Raw genomic sequence first — 15,348 nt, forward strand, 5'->3', positions numbered from 1 at the left:
CTACTTCGGCCGGTAGGCGCAGTGGCCGGGACGCGGGCCGATGCGCGGGTGGTTGCGGCAGGTGTCCGGGCGGCGGGCATAGATGGTGCACAGGCGGGTCTTGCGGTCGAGGTACAGGCAGTCGCCGTTGGCCATGCGGGTGAGGGTGAAGATCTCGCGCTTGTGGTTGAAGTGCTCGATCACGCCATCCTTTTCCAGTCGCTTGGCGATTCGCTTGGCCGGCTCCTCGCGCTCGAACTCGTCGACCAGTCGCATGCGGATCAGGTCGTCGATGCGCACTTCCACCGGCAGCGTGCAGCAGGTCGCGTTGCACTCGCCGCACAGGCCTTCGCGGTATTTCACCCAGGTATCCAGGCGGTCGGGGTCGGCGGCGGCGAGCGGGATCTTCTTCATCGGCGGGCGGGGGCGGGGAAAACGGGCACGCAATGATAGTGGCTGCGCGCCCGTTGCGCTCGTCCGGGCGATGAGCGTCAGTGCCGTGGGTCCTCCCGCCATACCGGCCGGTCCTGCTCGTCCAGAGCCCAGTGCGCGGTGCCGGCGCGCAGGCGTACGCCGCCGACCCAGCGTTCGGGGGCGCCGAGGTCGAGGCGGTAGCGCCGCCCGGCCAGGACCTCGCGGCCCGCAGCGGTCAGCGCCAGCGGCTGGCGTTCCCAGGGCAGTTCCGGCGCCGGCGTGCGCAGCAGCGCACCGGGCTCTTCCAGCAGCGCGCGGAGCAGGACGCGGAACATCAGGTCGCCGAGATAGGGCAGCGGCTCGCGCCGTGCGGTCAGCTCGGCGAAGACCTGGCCGGCGCTCGGCCGCCCGCCGTCGCGGACGATCTCCAGGGTCAGCCGTTCGCTCAGCGACAGGCCGTCGCGCAGGGCCGGCAGTTCATGCAGTTGCCGACGCAGCGCCGGCCCCAGCAACGGTAGCGCCGGGGTCGGCGCTGCGGCCAGTTGCGCCCAGCGCAGTGGCGCCGGATCGCGGTAGGCTTCCCAGGCCGCGCGGGCCAGCGTCAGGGCTTCGGCGTCCAGCGGGCGACGCCGAGTCCATAGCCAGGCGAGCAGCTCAGGCGCCAGTTGGCCGATGCCGACGAAGCGCTCGACGCCTGGCACGCGGTCGATCTCGATCAGTTCCAGATGCTCCGGCGGCGTCTGCATCCCGGCCAGCACCCGGACCAGGAACAACTGGTCGTAGGCGTCCGCCTCGCACCAGAGGGCCACCCGCGAGTATTCGCCGAGCCGCTCGAGCCCAGCGTATTCCTGGCGCTGGCGGGCCTGGGCGTCGGCCGGGTCGAGGTCGAAGACGCGGCTCAGGTAGTCGCTGCGCAGGGCGAGGAACTCGGGCAACGGCAGGTTCGGCACCGGTCCCATGGTCAGCGGGTCGGCGAACATCCGGAAGTCGCCGCGAAAGCCGGCGAGCTTCAGGCCGTGGGCGATGTCGTTGCCGCAGCGCAGGTGCAGGGTCGCGGCCTCATCGCCGCCGACCAGGTCGGGGTGGCGGCTGGCGAAGGCGATGGCGTCGACATGCGCCTTGAGTCGCGGCCAACTGGCGAAGCCCAGCTCGCGCGCCACCTGCCACTGGGCGTCGGCCAGGCGCGGCTCCTGCCCCGGAGGCCCTGTACGGCTGGCCGGGTCGCGGCGCCACTGGCGCAACAGCTCCTTGGCGCGCTTGCGTTGCTGTTCGAGATTGATCCGGCCGTCGCCGAGAGTGCGGGAAAAAGACATACGATCTCCTCTGCAGCCTTGTCCGCCAGCAGGCCTGGAGTCGCATGCGCGATGCGTGGGGTGGATCGCCTGGGCGCTGCCCTTTCCGCGGACGGGAGGCGTGGAGAACGCCGAGGCCGACTATAGGCCGGCCGATGCGTCCGCGGCAAGACGTACTCAGCCCTTGCGGATCATCCAGATGCCGGCGCCGATCAGTGCCAACCCGCCCAGCTTCAGCGCGCTGATCGGTGCCTCGCGGAAGCCGGCCCAACCGAAGTGGTCGAGGCTCATGGCCATGCCCAACTGGCCGGCGAGCACCAGCACCATGAACATCAGCGCGCCGATGCGCGGTGCGGCGAAGGCGGCGATGAAGATGAAGAACATGCCGAGGAAACCGCCGCACCAGTGCCACCAGCTCAGCCCGCGCAATGCCGCCAGGCCGGGAAACTCGCGCTGCGAGAGGGTCAGGGCGAGCAACCCGAGGGTGCCGACGAAGAACGAGATCAGTGCCGCGGCGAGGACGCTGGACACCTGCTTGGCCAACTGGCCGTTGATCCCCGCCTGCAGCGGCAGGCAGGCGCCGGCGAGCAGGGGCAGGACGAACAGCCACCAGGGGGGAGTGGGCATGGAAGACTCCTGGAACGATGACGGCGAGCGCGCCCCGCGCATGGCGAGGGACGGGCCGGAGTGGTACGGGGAGTCGCACAGTATGCACCAGGCGGGGGCGGAGGAGGAAAACGCGAGGCCCCATCGCTCGCCCTCGGATTCCGCCCGGCGGGTAATCGCGAGCGGTTGTTCGCCCTACGGCCGCCATGCCGCCAGCGGCGTTGTCCCCCTACAAGCGTGCCGCCAGCATGGCCCCCTCGCGAATCGCCCGCTTGGCATCCAGTTCCCCCGCCACTCGCGCCCCGCCGATCAGGTGGAAGCGCAGGCTTTCCGCCGCCTGGCTGATCTGCAACTCGCGCAGCGGCTCCTGGCCGGCGCAGATCACCACGTTGTCCACCTCCAGCCAGCGTTCCTCGCCGTCGACGCGGATCAACAAGCCGCGTTCGTCGATCTTCAGGTACTCCACCCCGCCGAGCATGCGCACGGCGTTGTGCCTGAGGTGCGCGCGGTGCACCCAACCGCTGGTCTTGCCGAGCTGCGCGCCGGGGGCGCCGGGCTTGCGCTGGAGCAGCCAGACCTGGCGCGCCGGCTGCGTCGGAGCGGGTTCGCGGAGGCCGCCGGGCTGGCTGTTGTCGAGGTCCACGCCCCATTCCGCGAGCCATTCGCCGAGCGCCCGCGGCTGGCCGTCGCTGGGTGCGGCGACGAGGAAGGCGGCGACGTCGAAGCCGATGCCGCCGGCGCCGACGATGGCGACCCGCGCGCCCACCGGCGCGCCGCGCAGCACGTCCACGTAGCTGAGTACGGTCGGTCCGCCGATGCCGTCGATCCTTGGCCGGCGTGGCTGGATGCCGGTGGCCACCACCACGTCGTCGAACTGACCGTCCAGCTCGCCCTGGCGCACCCGGTGGCCGAGGCGCAGGTCGACGCCGAGGCGTTCCAGGCGCACGCGGAAGTAGCGCAGGGTTTCGCGGAACTCTTCCTTGCCGGGAATCCGCTTGGCCAGGTTGAACTGCCCGCCGATTTCCCCGCTCGCCTCGAACAGGCTGACCCGATGCCCGCGCTCGGCGGCCACGCAGGCGGCGGAGAGCCCGGCGGGGCCGGCGCCGATCACCGCGATGCGCTTCTGCGTGCGCGCCTTGCGGTAGCGCAACTCGGTCTCGAAGGCCGCCCGCGGGTTGACCAGGCAGGTGGCGCGGCGGTTGGCGAAGGCATGATCGAGGCAGGCCTGGTTGCAGGCGATGCAGGTGTTGATCTCCTCGGCCCGGCCGGCACCGGCCTTGGCCACGAACTGCGGGTCGGCCAGCAACGGCCGGGCCATCGATACCAGGTCGGCCTTGCCGGCGGCGAGCAGGGATTCGGCGACCTCCGGGGTGTTGATCCGGTTGCTGGCGATCACCGGCACCTTCAGTTCGTGGCGCAGCCGTGCGCTGACCTCGGCGAAGGCCGCGCGCGGCACCGAGGTGACGATGGTCGGCACGCGCGACTCGTGCCAGCCGATGCCGGTGTTGAGCAGGGTGATGCCGGCTTCCTCCAGGGCCAGGGCGATGCGCCGTACTTCGTCCCAGGTATTGCCGCCCTCGACCAGGTCGAGCAGCGACAGGCGATAGCAGAGGATGAAGCGTTCGCCGACGATCCGCCGGATGCCGCGGACGATCTCCAGCGCCAGGCGCATGCGGTTTTCCAGCGGGCCGCCCCACTGGTCGTCGCGGCGGTTGGTGCGCGGGCAGAGGAACTGGTTGAGCAGGTAGCCTTCGCTGCCCATCACTTCCACGCCGTCGTAGGCGGCGGCCTTGGCCAGCCGCGCGCAACGGACGAAGGCGCGGATGGTCTTGCGGATGCCACGCTCGGAGAGTTCGCGCGGGGTGAACCAACTGATCGGCGACTTCAACGGCGAGGCGGACACCGCCATCGGGTGGTAGCCATAGCGCCCGGCGTGGAGGATCTGCAGCAGGATCTTGCCGCCCTCGGCATGCACCGCCTGGGTCAGGCGACGATGGGCGGGCACCTCCAGGGCGCTGGTGAGGCTGCTGCCGAAGGGCAGCAGCCAACCTTCGCGGCAGGGCGCGAAGCCGCCGGTGACGATCAGCCCGACGCCGCCCCGGGCGCGCTCGCGGTAGTAGGCAGCGAGCTTGCCGAAGTCCCACAGGCGATCCTCCAGCCCGGTGTGCATCGAACCCATCACCACGCGGTTGCGCAGACGGGTGAAGCCCAGGTCCAGCGGGGCCAGCAGGTGCGGATAGGGAGCGGCGGCGAGCGGCGGGTAGGGGTTGCGCATGGCGCGGTTCCGGTAGCCAGGGACGCTTCACCATAGGAAGTTGCGCCGCCGCCGAATGCGGCCCGCTTGCCGGAACCGCCAGGCATTTCGGTCAAGCCGGCGGACTGGCTGATCGGATAGGTGCTCGCTGCGCTGCACCGCTGTGGCCCCGGGTGACAGGCGTCGAAAGCTCTCCGACAGCACTTGCGGCGCGGCGGGCGGAATGGGAACGGCGGCGCTGTTACCCGGGGTAATGGCGTGCGCCGGGAGCCCAACTTAAGCACGGCTCGACGCCTTTGGCGGCGCTGTCAGGCTGGGGTTCCGGCCCGCTCAGCACGTGCCTTGCCAACTGCCTGTCCAATCCGAACGGAGTCTCGACGATGAACAAGAACAAGACGTTCCTCGCGGCGGCGCTGGTAGCGCTGGCCGCCAGCCTTCCCGTGCACGCTGCGACCGACTACACCCGCACGCGCTATCCCATCGTGCTGTCCCACGGTCTGTTCGGCTTCAAGAGCGTCGGCCCGGTGGACTACTGGCACGCTATCGTGCCGGCCCTGGAGAAGGACGGCGCGAAGGTCTTCGCTACCTCGCAGTCGCCGGTGAACAGCAACGAGGTGCGCGGCGAACAGCTACTGGCGCAGGTGGAGGAAGTCCTGGCCCTGACCGGCGCGGAGAAAGTCAACCTGATCGGCCACAGCCAGGGCGGCATGACCGTGCGCTACGTCGCCGGGGTGGCGCCGCAACTGGTGGCCTCGGTCACCACCATGGGCACGCCGCACAAGGGCACGCCGGTAGCCGACGCGGTGACCGGCTTCAGCGAGTTCCTCGGGCCGATCGGCACCGAGGTGATCGCCTCGGCGGTGGAGGCGCTGTTCTCGGTGGTCGACATCGTCGACGGCGGCGAGTGGGTCAAGGGCGACGCGCTGGCTGCCCTGAACAGTCTCAACACTCCCGGCACCGCGCGGTTCAACCAGCGCTTCCCGCAGGCGATCCCGGCCAGCGCCTGTGGCCAGGGCGCGGAGACGGTAGCCGGGGTGCGCTACTACTCGATGAGCGGCACCGGCTCCCTGACCAATGCGCTCGACCCGAGCTCCGCCGGCCTGGCGGTGACCGGGCTGCTGTTCGGCGAGGCCAACGACGGTCTGGTCGGCCAATGCTCCAGCCACCTGGGCAGCGTGGTGAAGGACAACTACCGGATGGACCATCTGGACGAAGTCAACCAGTTGCTCGGCCTGGTCAGCCTGTTCGAGAGCGACCCGACCCAGGTCTATCGGCAGCATGCCAATCGCCTCAGGAACGTCGGACTCTGATCCGCTCGCCGGGTCGCCGCAGCCCTAGGCGACCCGGCATTAGTCTTTGGTCTAATGGCACCTGGATATCACCTCCTGTTCGCGCGCCTCGCGGCGTTCGGACCTGTCCCGATTCCGCGCACCTTGCTGGACAAGGTTTGCGCCGCCGTGTAATGACTCCGGTCAAGGCAGAAAAACCCAGCGTTCGTGTAGGGTTCGCTGCCCCGTAGCCATGCCCGGCTGGCGTACCTCGCCAGGCTGGCTATCTTTTAACCAGAGACATCCGGCCATGTCCCGGGTGTCCTTTGCCTGATGCAGGAGATGCACGATGGATATGAACCGTCGGCAATTCTTCAAGGTCTGCGGTATAGGCCTTGGAGGATCGAGCCTTGCGGCGCTCGGGATGGCCCCCACGGAGGCCTTCGCCGACCAGGTCCGCCACTTCAAGCTGGCGCACACGGTCGAGACCCGCAACACCTGTACCTACTGTTCGGTCGGTTGCGGCCTGATCATGTACAGCCAGGGCGACGGCGCCAAGAACGTCGCGCAGAACATCATCCATATCGAGGGCGACGCCGACCATCCGGTCAACCGCGGCACCCTCTGCCCGAAAGGCGCCGGCCTGCTGGACTACATCCACAGCCCGAACCGCCTGAAGTATCCGGAAGTGCGCGAGGCCGGCTCCAGCGAGTGGAAGCGCATCGAGTGGGACGAAGCCCTCGAGCGCATCGCCAAGCTGATGAAGGAAGACCGCGACGCCAACTTCGTCGAGAAGAACGAGCAGGGCCAGACCGTCAACCGCTGGTTGACCACCGGCTTCCTCGCCGCGTCCGCCTCGTCCAACGAAGCCGGCTACATCACCCACAAGGTGGTGCGTTCCCTCGGCATCCTGGGATTCGACAACCAAGCGCGTGTCTGACACGGCCCGACGGTGGCAAGTCTTGCCCCGACGTTTGGCCGTGGAGCCATGACCAACCACTGGACCGACATCAAGAATGCCGATCTGGTGCTGATCATGGGCGGCAACGCCGCCGAAGCCCACCCGTGCGGATTCAAATGGGTCACCGAAGCCAAGGCGCACAACAAGGCGCGGCTGCTGGTGGTCGATCCGCGTTTCACCCGTTCCGCCTCGGTCGCCGACTACTACGCGCCGATCCGGACCGGCACCGACATCGCCTTCCTCGGCGGCCTGATCAACTACCTGCTGGAAAACGACAAGATCCAGCACGAATACGTGCGCAACTACACCGATGTCTCGTTCATCGTGAAGGAAGGCTTCAGCTTCGAGGACGGCCTGTTCAACGGCTACGACGCCGAGAAGCGGACCTACCCGGACAAGTCCTCCTGGGGCTACGAGATCGGTGAGGACGGCTATGCCAAGGTCGACCCGACCCTGACCCACCCGCGCTGCGTGTTCAACCTGCTCAAGCAGCACTACAGCCGCTACACCCCGGACGTGGTGAGCAACATCTGCGGTACGCCGAAGGACATGATGCTCAAGGTCTGGGCGGAAATCGCCGAGACCTCCAAGCCGGGCAAGGTCATGACCATCATGTACGCCCTGGGCTGGACCCAGCACTCGGTAGGCGCGCAGATGATCCGCACCGGCGCGATGGTCCAGCTGCTGCTGGGCAACATCGGCATGCCCGGCGGCGGCATGAACGCCCTGCGCGGCCACTCCAACATCCAGGGCCTGACCGACCTCGGCCTGCTGTCCAACTCGCTTCCGGGCTACCTGACCCTGGCGATGGACGCCGAGCAGGACTACGACGCCTACATCGCCAAGCGCACGGCCAAGCCGCTGCGCCCGGGACAGCTGTCCTACTGGCAGAACTACGGCAAGTTCCACGTCAGCCTGATGAAAGCCTGGTTCGGCAAGTCGGCGACCAAGGAAAACAACTGGTGCTACGACTGGCTGCCCAAGCTCGACATGCCGGGCGCCGGCTACGACGTGCTGCGCTACTTCGACATGATGTACCAGGGCAAGGTCAACGGTTACTTCTGCCAGGGCTTCAACCCCATCGCCTCGTTCCCCAACAAGGCCAAGGTCGGCGCCGCGCTGGCGCGCCTGAAGTGGATGGTGGTGATGGACCCGCTGGTGACCGAGACCTCGGAGTTCTGGCGCAACGTCGGCGAGTACAACGACGTCGACACCGCCAGCATCAAGACCACGGTGTTCCGCCTGCCCACCTCCTGCTTCGCCGAGGAAGACGGCTCGATCGTCAACAGCGGCCGCTGGTTGCAGTGGCACTGGAAGGGCGCCGAGCCGCCGGGCCAGGCGCGTCCGGACATCGCCATCATGGCCGGGCTGTTCCACCGCCTGCGCGAGATGTACCGCAAGGACGGCGGGGCCTTCCCCGACCCGATCCTCGGCCTCGACTGGTCCTACCTCAAGCCCGACGAACCGGGCCCGGACGAACTGGCCCGGGAGTTCAACGGCAAGGCCCTGAGCGACCTGGTCGACCCGGCCAACGGCATGATCCTGGCCAAGGCCGGCGAGCAGTTGCCGGGCTTCGCCCTGCTGCGCGACGACGGCAGCACGGCGAGCGGCTGCTGGATCTTCGCCGGCTCCTGGACCCAGCAGGGCAACCAGATGGGCCGCCGCGACAACAGCGACCCCTACGGCATGGGCCAGACCCTCGGCTGGGCCTGGGCCTGGCCGGCGAACCGACGGATTCTCTACAACCGCGCCTCGGCCGACGTCAGCGGCAAGCCGTGGGACCCGGAGAAGAAGCGCCTGGTGTGGTGGAACGGCAAGTCCTGGGGCGGCACCGACGTGCCCGACTACAAGGCCGACGTACCGCCGGAAGCCGGGATGAACCCGTTCATCATGAACCCCGAAGGGGTGGCCCGCCTGTTCGCCGTCGACAAGATGGCCGAAGGCCCGTTCCCCGAGCACTACGAGCCGTTCGAGACGCCGATCGGGGTGAACCCCTTGCACCGCGACAACCGCAAGGCGATCAGCAACCCGGCGGCACGGGTGTTCAAGAACGACATGGAACTGTTCGGCACGGCCGACGAGTTCCCCTACGCGGCGACCACCTACCGGCTCACCGAGCACTTCCACTACTGGACCAAGCACTGCCGGCTGAATGCGATCACCCAGCCCGAGCAGTTCGTCGAGATCGGCGAGGCGCTGGCCAAGGAGCTGGGCATCAATGCCGGCGACAAGGTCAAGGTCTCCTCCAACCGCGGCTACATCAAGGCGGTGGCGGTGGTGACCAAGCGCATCCGCCCGCTGCAGGTGGACGGCAAGACCGTGCACCACGTCGGCATCCCGATCCACTGGGGCTTCGCCGGCATGGCGCGCAACGGCTTCCTGGCCAACACCCTGACCCCCTTCGTGGGCGACGGGAATACCCAGACGCCGGAGTTCAAGTCGTTCCTGGTCAACGTGGAAAAGGCGTGAGGTGAAACATGAGTAGTCAGGATATCCACGCCCGCTCCGCGACCACCACGCCGATGCCCTCGGTGCGGAACCAGGAGGAAGTGGCGAAACTGATCGACGTGTCCAAGTGCATCGGTTGCAAGGCCTGCCAGGTCGCCTGCTCGGAATGGAACGAGCTGCGCGACGAGGTCGGCCACAACCACGGTACCTACGACAACCCCATGGACCTGACGGCCGACTCGTGGACGGTGATGCGTTTCACCGAGCACGAGAACGAGGCCGGCAACCTCGAGTGGCTGATCCGCAAGGACGGCTGCATGCACTGCGCCGAGCCGGGCTGCCTGAAGGCCTGCCCGAGCCCGGGGGCGATCGTGAAGTACGCCAACGGCATCGTCGACTTCAACCAGGACAAGTGCATCGGTTGCGGCTATTGCATCACCGGTTGCCCGTTCGACATCCCACGGATCTCGCAGAAGGACCACAAGGCCTACAAGTGCAGCCTGTGTTCCGACCGCGTCTCGGTGGGCATGGAGCCGGCCTGCGTGAAGACCTGCCCGACCGGCGCCATCGTCTTCGGCAGCAAGGAGGACATGAAGGAACACGCCGCCGAACGCATCGTCGACCTGAAGAGCCGCGGTTACGAGAACGCCGGCCTGTACGACCCCGAAGGGGTGGGCGGCACCCACGTGATGTACGTGCTGCACCACGCCGACAAGCCGTCGCTCTATGCCGGCCTGGCCGACCAGCCGAGCGTCAGCCCGCTGGTCAGCCTGTGGAAGGGCGTGACCAAGCCGCTGGCGCTGCTGGCCATGGGCGCCACGGTGCTCGCCGGGTTCTTCCACTATGTGCGCGTCGGTCCCAACCGCGCGGACGACGAGGAAGACCACGGGCAAGCCGAGGCACCGGTGCACCAGGTCGATCCGTCGGTACACACCTTTGACCCGCACGAGCGTCGTTGAGCCTGCGCGCGGGCGTTGCCGCCGGTCCTCCGCGACCCGGCGGCAGCGGCGGCGCTCTCGAGGAGTCGGAAATGAAAAATGAAATCCAGCGCTACAACGCCAACGAGCGCAGCAACCACTGGGCCGTGGCGATCCTGTTCTTCATGGCCGGGCTGTCCGGGCTGGCGCTGTTCCACCCGGCGCTGTTCTGGCTGACCAACCTGTTCGGCGGCGGTCCCTGGACGCGTATCCTGCACCCCTTCCTGGGGCTGGCGATGTTCGTCTTCTTCCTCGGCCTGGTGGTGCGCTTCGCCCACCACAACCGGGTGCAGAAGAGCGATATCCAGTGGCTCAAGCAGTGGCGCGACGTGGTCAGCAACCGCGAGGAGAACCTCCCGGAAGTCGGCCGCTACAACGCCGGGCAGAAGCTGCTGTTCTGGGTGCTGCTGCTGAGCATGCTGACCCTGCTGGTCACCGGCATCGTGATCTGGCGCCAGTACTTCAGTGCCTGGTTCGGCATCGAGGCGATCCGCCTGTCGGCGCTCCTGCACGCCTTCGCCGCCTTCGTCCTGATCGCCAGCATCATCGTGCACATCTACGCCGGCATCTGGGTCAAGGGCTCGATGGGCGCGATGCTCTACGGCAAGGTCAGCCGCGCCTGGGCGCGCAAGCACCATAACGGCTGGCTGAAGGAAGTCGGCAAGGGCGAGGAGCACTGACGCGTATAGTGTCGCCATCGCCCGACCGGAGGCCCCAGCGATGGGGCCTTTGCATTCATTCCGCGCCCCTCCGGGCGCCCGATCGTTGCGGCGCGGCCCACCGGCCCGCCGGCGCAGACCCGAGGAGTTCCCGTGTCACGCACCATTCTTCAGCCGGGGCAGATCGAAGCCGCCGCCAACATTCCCCCGCACCTGCACCAGCCGTCGCGCGACCTGTTCGCCCGCCGCGGCGAGCGCCTGCTGCAACTGGCCGAGGGGCACCCGATGGGCGACTACCTGCGGCTGGTCGCCGGTCTCTGCCGGCTCCAGCAGGCGCTGCTGGACAACCCGCCGGCGCTGGCCCCGCTCGACCCCGAGCGCCTGCGCAAGAGCCGCGAGCACGGCATGCCGCCGCTGGCCTACGACCTGCTGGTGCGCGAAGGCGCCTGGCTGCCCTGGCTGGATGCCCTGCTCGCGGGCTACCCGGCGCCGGCCAACGCCGCCGTCGGCGCGGCACTCGAACAATTGCGCGAAGCCGACGAAGGCCAGCGCAAGGCCTGGGCCATCGCCCTGCTCAGCGGTCAGTTCGACCTCCTGCCGGCGGCCCTGGTGCCGTTCCTCGGCGCCGCCCTGCAAGTAGCCTGGAGCCATTGGCTGCTGGGACTGGAGGAGGGCGCGGTGGTCGAGACCGAGAGCCGGACCTTGTGCCCCGCCTGCGGCTCGCCGCCGATGGCCGGGATGATCCGCCAGGGCGGCAAGGAAACCGGCCTGCGCTACCTGAGCTGCTCGCTGTGCGCCTGCGAATGGCACTACGTGCGAATCAAGTGCAGCCACTGCGAGGAAAGCAAGCACCTGGCCTACCTGTCCCTGGAGCATGACGGGCAGCCGGCGGAAAAAGCCGTGCTGCGCGCCGAGACCTGCCCCAGTTGCCAGGGCTACCTGAAGCAGTTCTACCTGGAGTTCGACCGCCACGCCGATGCCCTTGCCGACGACCTGGCCAGCCTGGCGCTGGACATGCGCCTGGCCGAGGACGGCTACCTGCGGCGTTCGCCGAACCTGTTGCTGGCCCCCGGCGGCGAATAGCCGAAGACGCTGCGGGCATGCGCCGACGCGTCTATGATGGGCGTGTCGGTGACCCTACCCTGTGGATAAGGTTTCTCCATGAGTTCCGTTCGCTTGCCTTCGGTCGACCGCCTGCTGCGCAGCGCGGCGGCCGCTCCCCTGCACCAGCGCTATGGCCGCGAGGCGTTGCTGGCGACCCTCCGCGACCTGCTCGACGAACTGCGCGAGCCGGCCCGACACGGTGCCCTCGCCGAGATCGAACTGAGCGAGGCGGTGCTCGCCGGGCGCGCCGGCGAACGCCTCGCCGCGCAGCATGCCAGCCGCGTGCGGCGGGTGTTCAACCTGACCGGCACGGTGTTGCATACCAACCTCGGCCGCGCCCTGTTGCCGGACGAAGCCATCGAGGCGATCACCCTGGCCGCGCGCTACCCGCTGAACCTGGAGTTCGACCTGGCCAGCGGCAAACGCGGCGACCGCGACGACCTGATCGCCGGGCTGATCCGCGAACTCACCGGCGCCGAGGCGGTCACCGTGGTCAACAACAACGCGGCGGCGGTGCTGCTGGCGCTGAACAGCCTGGGGGCGCGCAAGGAAGGGATCATCTCGCGCGGCGAGCTGATCGAGATCGGCGGCGCCTTCCGCATTCCCGACATCATGGCCCGCGCCGGCGTGCGCTTGCATGAGGTGGGCACCACCAACCGCACCCACGCCAGGGACTACGAAGCCGCCATCGGCCCGCGCAGCGGCCTGCTGATGCGCGTGCACACCAGCAACTACAGCGTCCAGGGCTTCACCGCCAGCGTGCCCACCGCGCAACTGGCGTCCATCGCCCATGGCCACGGCCTGCCGCTGCTGGAAGACCTCGGCAGCGGCACCCTGGTGGACCTGACCCGCTGGGGCTTGCCCAAGGAACCGACGGTGCAGGAAGCCCTGGCCGACGGCGCCGACATCGTTACCTTCAGCGGCGACAAATTGCTCGGCGGGCCCCAGGCCGGGCTGATCCTCGGCAACCGAGAACTGATCGGGCGGATCAAGAAGAACCCGCTCAAGCGCGCCCTGCGCGTCGACAAGCTGACCCTCGCCGCCCTCGAGGCGGTGCTCGGCCTGTACCGCGATCCGGACCGCCTCGCCGAACGCCTGACCACCCTGCGCCTGCTCAGCCGCCCGGCGGCGGAGATCCGCGCCCAGGCCGAGCGCCTGGCGCCGGCGCTGGGCGAGGCGCTCGGCGAGGGCTGGGAGGTCGCCGCGGTCGACGCCCTGGGCATGATCGGCAGCGGCGCGCAGCCGGTGGCGCGGCTGGCCAGCGCCGCGCTGTGCCTGCGTCCGCAGCAGCCCAGGCGCCTGCGCGGACGCGCCCTGCGCAACCTCGAGGAAGCCCTGCGCGGGCTGCCGCTGCCGGTGATCGGTCGGCTCGACGACGACGCCCTCTGGCTCGACCTGCGCCAGCTCGACGACGAGCCGGCGTTCCTCGCCCAGTTGCCGCGACTGCGGAGCGAGCTGTCGTGATCGTCGGCACCGCCGGGCACATCGACCACGGTAAGACCTCGCTGCTGCGCGCCCTCACCGGCATCGAGGGCGACCGCCGCCCGGCCGAGCGCCAACGCGGGATCACCATCGACCTGGGCTACCTCTACGCCGACCTTGGCGACGGCAGCCCCACCGGCTTCATCGACGTGCCCGGCCACGAGCGCTTCGTCCACAACATGCTGGCCGGCGCCAGCGGCATCGATTGCGTGCTGCTGGTGGTGGCCGCCGACGACGGCCTGATGCCGCAGACCCGCGAGCACCTGGCGATCGTCGAACTGCTCGGTATCCGCCGGGCGCTGGTGGCGCTGACCAAGATCGACCGGGTCGAGCCGCAGCGGGTGCAACAGGTGCAGACCCAGGTCGAACACCTGCTGGCCTCCGGACCGCTGGCGCGCTCGCCGATCTTCCCGCTCTCCAGCAGCACCGGGGAGGGCGTCGCGGCGTTGCGCGAAGCACTCGGCGGGCTCGCCGGCGAAGTCCGCGAGCGTAGCCGCGAGGGATACTTCCGCCTGGCGGTGGACCGGGCCTTCAGCGTCGCCGGCAGCGGCATCGTGGTCACCGGCACGGCCTTCTCCGGACAGGTCGCGGTGGGCGACGAACTGCTCCTCGGCAACGCCGGACGGCCGGTACGGGTGCGCGGCCTGCACGCGCAGAACCGGCCCGCGCAACAGGCCTGGGCCGGCCAGCGCGTGGCCTTGAACATCGCCGGCGAGCGCCTTGCGCTGGAACAGATCCAGCGCGGCGACTGGCTGCTGCAGGCAGCGCTGCACGCGCCGACCACGCGGGTCGACATCGACTTCCGCCTGTTGCCCGACGAACTTCGCGACTTCACCCACTGGACCCCGGTGCACCTGCACCTGGGCACCCAGGACGTCACCGGACGCCTGGCCCTGCTCGAAGGCGAACAACTGGAGCCTGGCCACCGCGCCTTCGCCCAACTGGTGCTGAACGCGCCGATCCAGGCCCTGCACGGCGACCGCCTGGTGCTGCGCGACCAGTCGGCGCAGCGCACCCTTGGCGGCGGGCGGGTGCTCGACGGCGCCGCGCCGGCGCGCAACCGACGAACGCCGGCACGTCTGGCACAGCTTCAGGCGCTGCGCCAGGAAAGCCTGGAGGAGGCGCTGCCGACCTTGCTCGGCGCGGCCGAGAACGGCCTCGACCCGCAACGCCTGGTGCAATCCTTCAACCGCCCGCGCGAGCACTGGCGGCTGCCGGAAGAGGTGGTCGAGGTGCAGACCCGTCTCGGCCCCCGGTTGTTCGCCGGGGAGCGCTGGTTCGCCCTGGTCGAGCAACTGCTCGCCGGCCTGCGGCGCTTCCACGAAGAGCTACCGGACGAACTCGGTCCCGACCGCGACCGCCTGCGTCGCTACGCCCTGCCGCAGCTGGAGCGGCCGGTGTTCATCGCCCTGCTCGACGCCGCCCTGGCCGGCGGCGATGTGCACAGCAGCGGGCCCTGGCTGCACCTGCCCGGCCACGAAGTGCGCCTGAGCGATAGCGAGGAGCAACTGCGCGCGCGCCTCTGGCCGCTGCTCGAAGCCGGCCGCTACGACCCGCCCTGGGTTCGCGACCTGGCCCGCGAGCTGCGCCAGGACGAAGCCGCCATGCGCAACCTGCTGCGCAAGCTGGCGCGCCTGGGCCAGTTGCAGCAGGTGGTGCGCGACCTGTTCTACCCGGAAGCCACCCTGCGTCAATTGGCCGAGATCGCCGTGCAGGTGCGCGACCCCGCCGGGCTGATCCGCCCGGCGGAATTCCGCGACCGCCTGGGCATCGGCCGCAAGCGCAGCATCCAGATCCTCGAGCACTTCGACCGCATCGGCCTGACCCGCCGCATCGGCAACGACCGTCGCCTGCGCGAGGGCTCGGCGCTGGCCGAACAGTTGCTCGGCGGCGTCTCGCCCTGA

At 69.2% G+C, this 15,348-nt stretch carries 11 protein-coding genes; 7 read left to right on the top strand and 4 right to left on the bottom strand.

The features are described from left to right. The 4 genes from FOC67_RS00255 to FOC67_RS00270 form a co-directional block, all read right to left on the bottom strand. Complete coding sequence (locus FOC67_RS00255) at nt 1-495, bottom strand: YkgJ family cysteine cluster protein (protein ID WP_003135287.1); 495 nt, start codon at nt 493-495, stop codon at nt 1-3. Further along, nucleotides 471-1,706 (bottom strand): DUF1835 domain-containing protein, encoded by a 1,236-nt coding sequence (locus tag FOC67_RS00260; protein WP_009314299.1) that lies wholly within the window; start codon nt 1,704-1,706, stop codon nt 471-473. Before FOC67_RS00260 ends, FOC67_RS00255 begins: the two co-directional genes overlap by 25 nt. 156 nt (nt 1,707-1,862) lie before the next feature. Next, nucleotides 1,863-2,312, bottom strand: coding sequence for a DMT family transporter (locus tag FOC67_RS00265; protein WP_003095321.1), 450 nt, complete (start codon nt 2,310-2,312; stop codon nt 1,863-1,865). Between the two features lie 208 nt (nt 2,313-2,520). Continuing rightward, the gene (locus tag FOC67_RS00270) at nt 2,521-4,566 is read right to left on the bottom strand and encodes an NADPH-dependent 2,4-dienoyl-CoA reductase (RefSeq protein ID WP_015503716.1); all 2,046 of its coding nucleotides are present in this window, start codon (nt 4,564-4,566) and stop codon (nt 2,521-2,523) included. 359 nt (nt 4,567-4,925) lie between these two features. On the opposite strand from FOC67_RS00270, the gene lipC reads away from it, so the two are divergent. The 7 genes from lipC (at nt 4,926) to selB (ending at nt 15,348) form a co-directional block, all read left to right on the top strand. Continuing rightward, nucleotides 4,926-5,855 (top strand): lipase LipC, encoded by a 930-nt coding sequence (gene lipC / locus FOC67_RS00275; protein WP_003095318.1) that lies wholly within the window; start codon nt 4,926-4,928, stop codon nt 5,853-5,855. Nucleotides 5,856-6,162: 307 nt separating this feature from the next. Next, complete coding sequence (gene fdnG / locus FOC67_RS00280; RefSeq protein WP_023518136.1) at nt 6,163-9,243, top strand: formate dehydrogenase-N subunit alpha; 3,081 nt, start codon at nt 6,163-6,165, stop codon at nt 9,241-9,243. Nucleotides 9,244-9,251: 8 nt separating this feature from the next. Next, nucleotides 9,252-10,181: a formate dehydrogenase subunit beta gene (fdxH, locus tag FOC67_RS00285; RefSeq protein ID WP_003106793.1), complete on the top strand. Its 930-nt coding sequence runs from the start codon at nt 9,252-9,254 to the stop codon at nt 10,179-10,181. Between the two features lie 71 nt (nt 10,182-10,252). Beyond that, on the top strand, nt 10,253-10,879 hold the full coding sequence (locus FOC67_RS00290; RefSeq protein ID WP_003095316.1) for a formate dehydrogenase subunit gamma: 627 nt from the start codon (nt 10,253-10,255) through the stop codon (nt 10,877-10,879). Between the two features lie 132 nt (nt 10,880-11,011). Further along, nucleotides 11,012-11,941 carry a formate dehydrogenase accessory protein FdhE gene (gene fdhE / locus FOC67_RS00295; RefSeq protein WP_003116089.1) on the top strand — a complete coding sequence of 310 codons (930 nt, stop codon included), beginning with the start codon at nt 11,012-11,014 and terminating at the stop codon, nt 11,939-11,941. Between the two features lie 78 nt (nt 11,942-12,019). Continuing rightward, complete coding sequence (gene selA / locus FOC67_RS00300) at nt 12,020-13,426, top strand: L-seryl-tRNA(Sec) selenium transferase (RefSeq protein ID WP_023099963.1); 1,407 nt, start codon at nt 12,020-12,022, stop codon at nt 13,424-13,426. After that, the gene (gene selB, locus FOC67_RS00305; protein WP_003457223.1) at nt 13,423-15,348 is read left to right on the top strand and encodes a selenocysteine-specific translation elongation factor; all 1,926 of its coding nucleotides are present in this window, start codon (nt 13,423-13,425) and stop codon (nt 15,346-15,348) included. The genes selA and selB overlap by 4 nt, the downstream gene beginning before the upstream one ends.

This window comes from Pseudomonas sp. FDAARGOS_761, assembly GCF_013343155.1.
GTDB lineage: Bacteria > Pseudomonadota > Gammaproteobacteria > Pseudomonadales > Pseudomonadaceae > Pseudomonas > Pseudomonas aeruginosa.

Coding starts and splice junctions, on each gene's coding strand:
- FOC67_RS00255 (WP_003135287.1), bottom strand. CDS start 495: ATGGCGGGAGGACCCACGGCACTGACGCTCATCGCCCGGACGAGCGCA.
- FOC67_RS00260 (WP_009314299.1), bottom strand. CDS start 1,706: ATGTCTTTTTCCCGCACTCTCGGCGACGGCCGGATCAATCTCGAACAG.
- FOC67_RS00265 (WP_003095321.1), bottom strand. CDS start 2,312: ATGCCCACTCCCCCCTGGTGGCTGTTCGTCCTGCCCCTGCTCGCCGGC.
- FOC67_RS00270 (WP_015503716.1), bottom strand. CDS start 4,566: ATGCGCAACCCCTACCCGCCGCTCGCCGCCGCTCCCTATCCGCACCTG.
- lipC (WP_003095318.1), top strand. CDS start 4,926: ATGAACAAGAACAAGACGTTCCTCGCGGCGGCGCTGGTAGCGCTGGCC.
- fdxH (WP_003106793.1), top strand. CDS start 9,252: ATGAGTAGTCAGGATATCCACGCCCGCTCCGCGACCACCACGCCGATG.
- FOC67_RS00290 (WP_003095316.1), top strand. CDS start 10,253: ATGAAAAATGAAATCCAGCGCTACAACGCCAACGAGCGCAGCAACCAC.
- selA (WP_023099963.1), top strand. CDS start 12,020: ATGAGTTCCGTTCGCTTGCCTTCGGTCGACCGCCTGCTGCGCAGCGCG.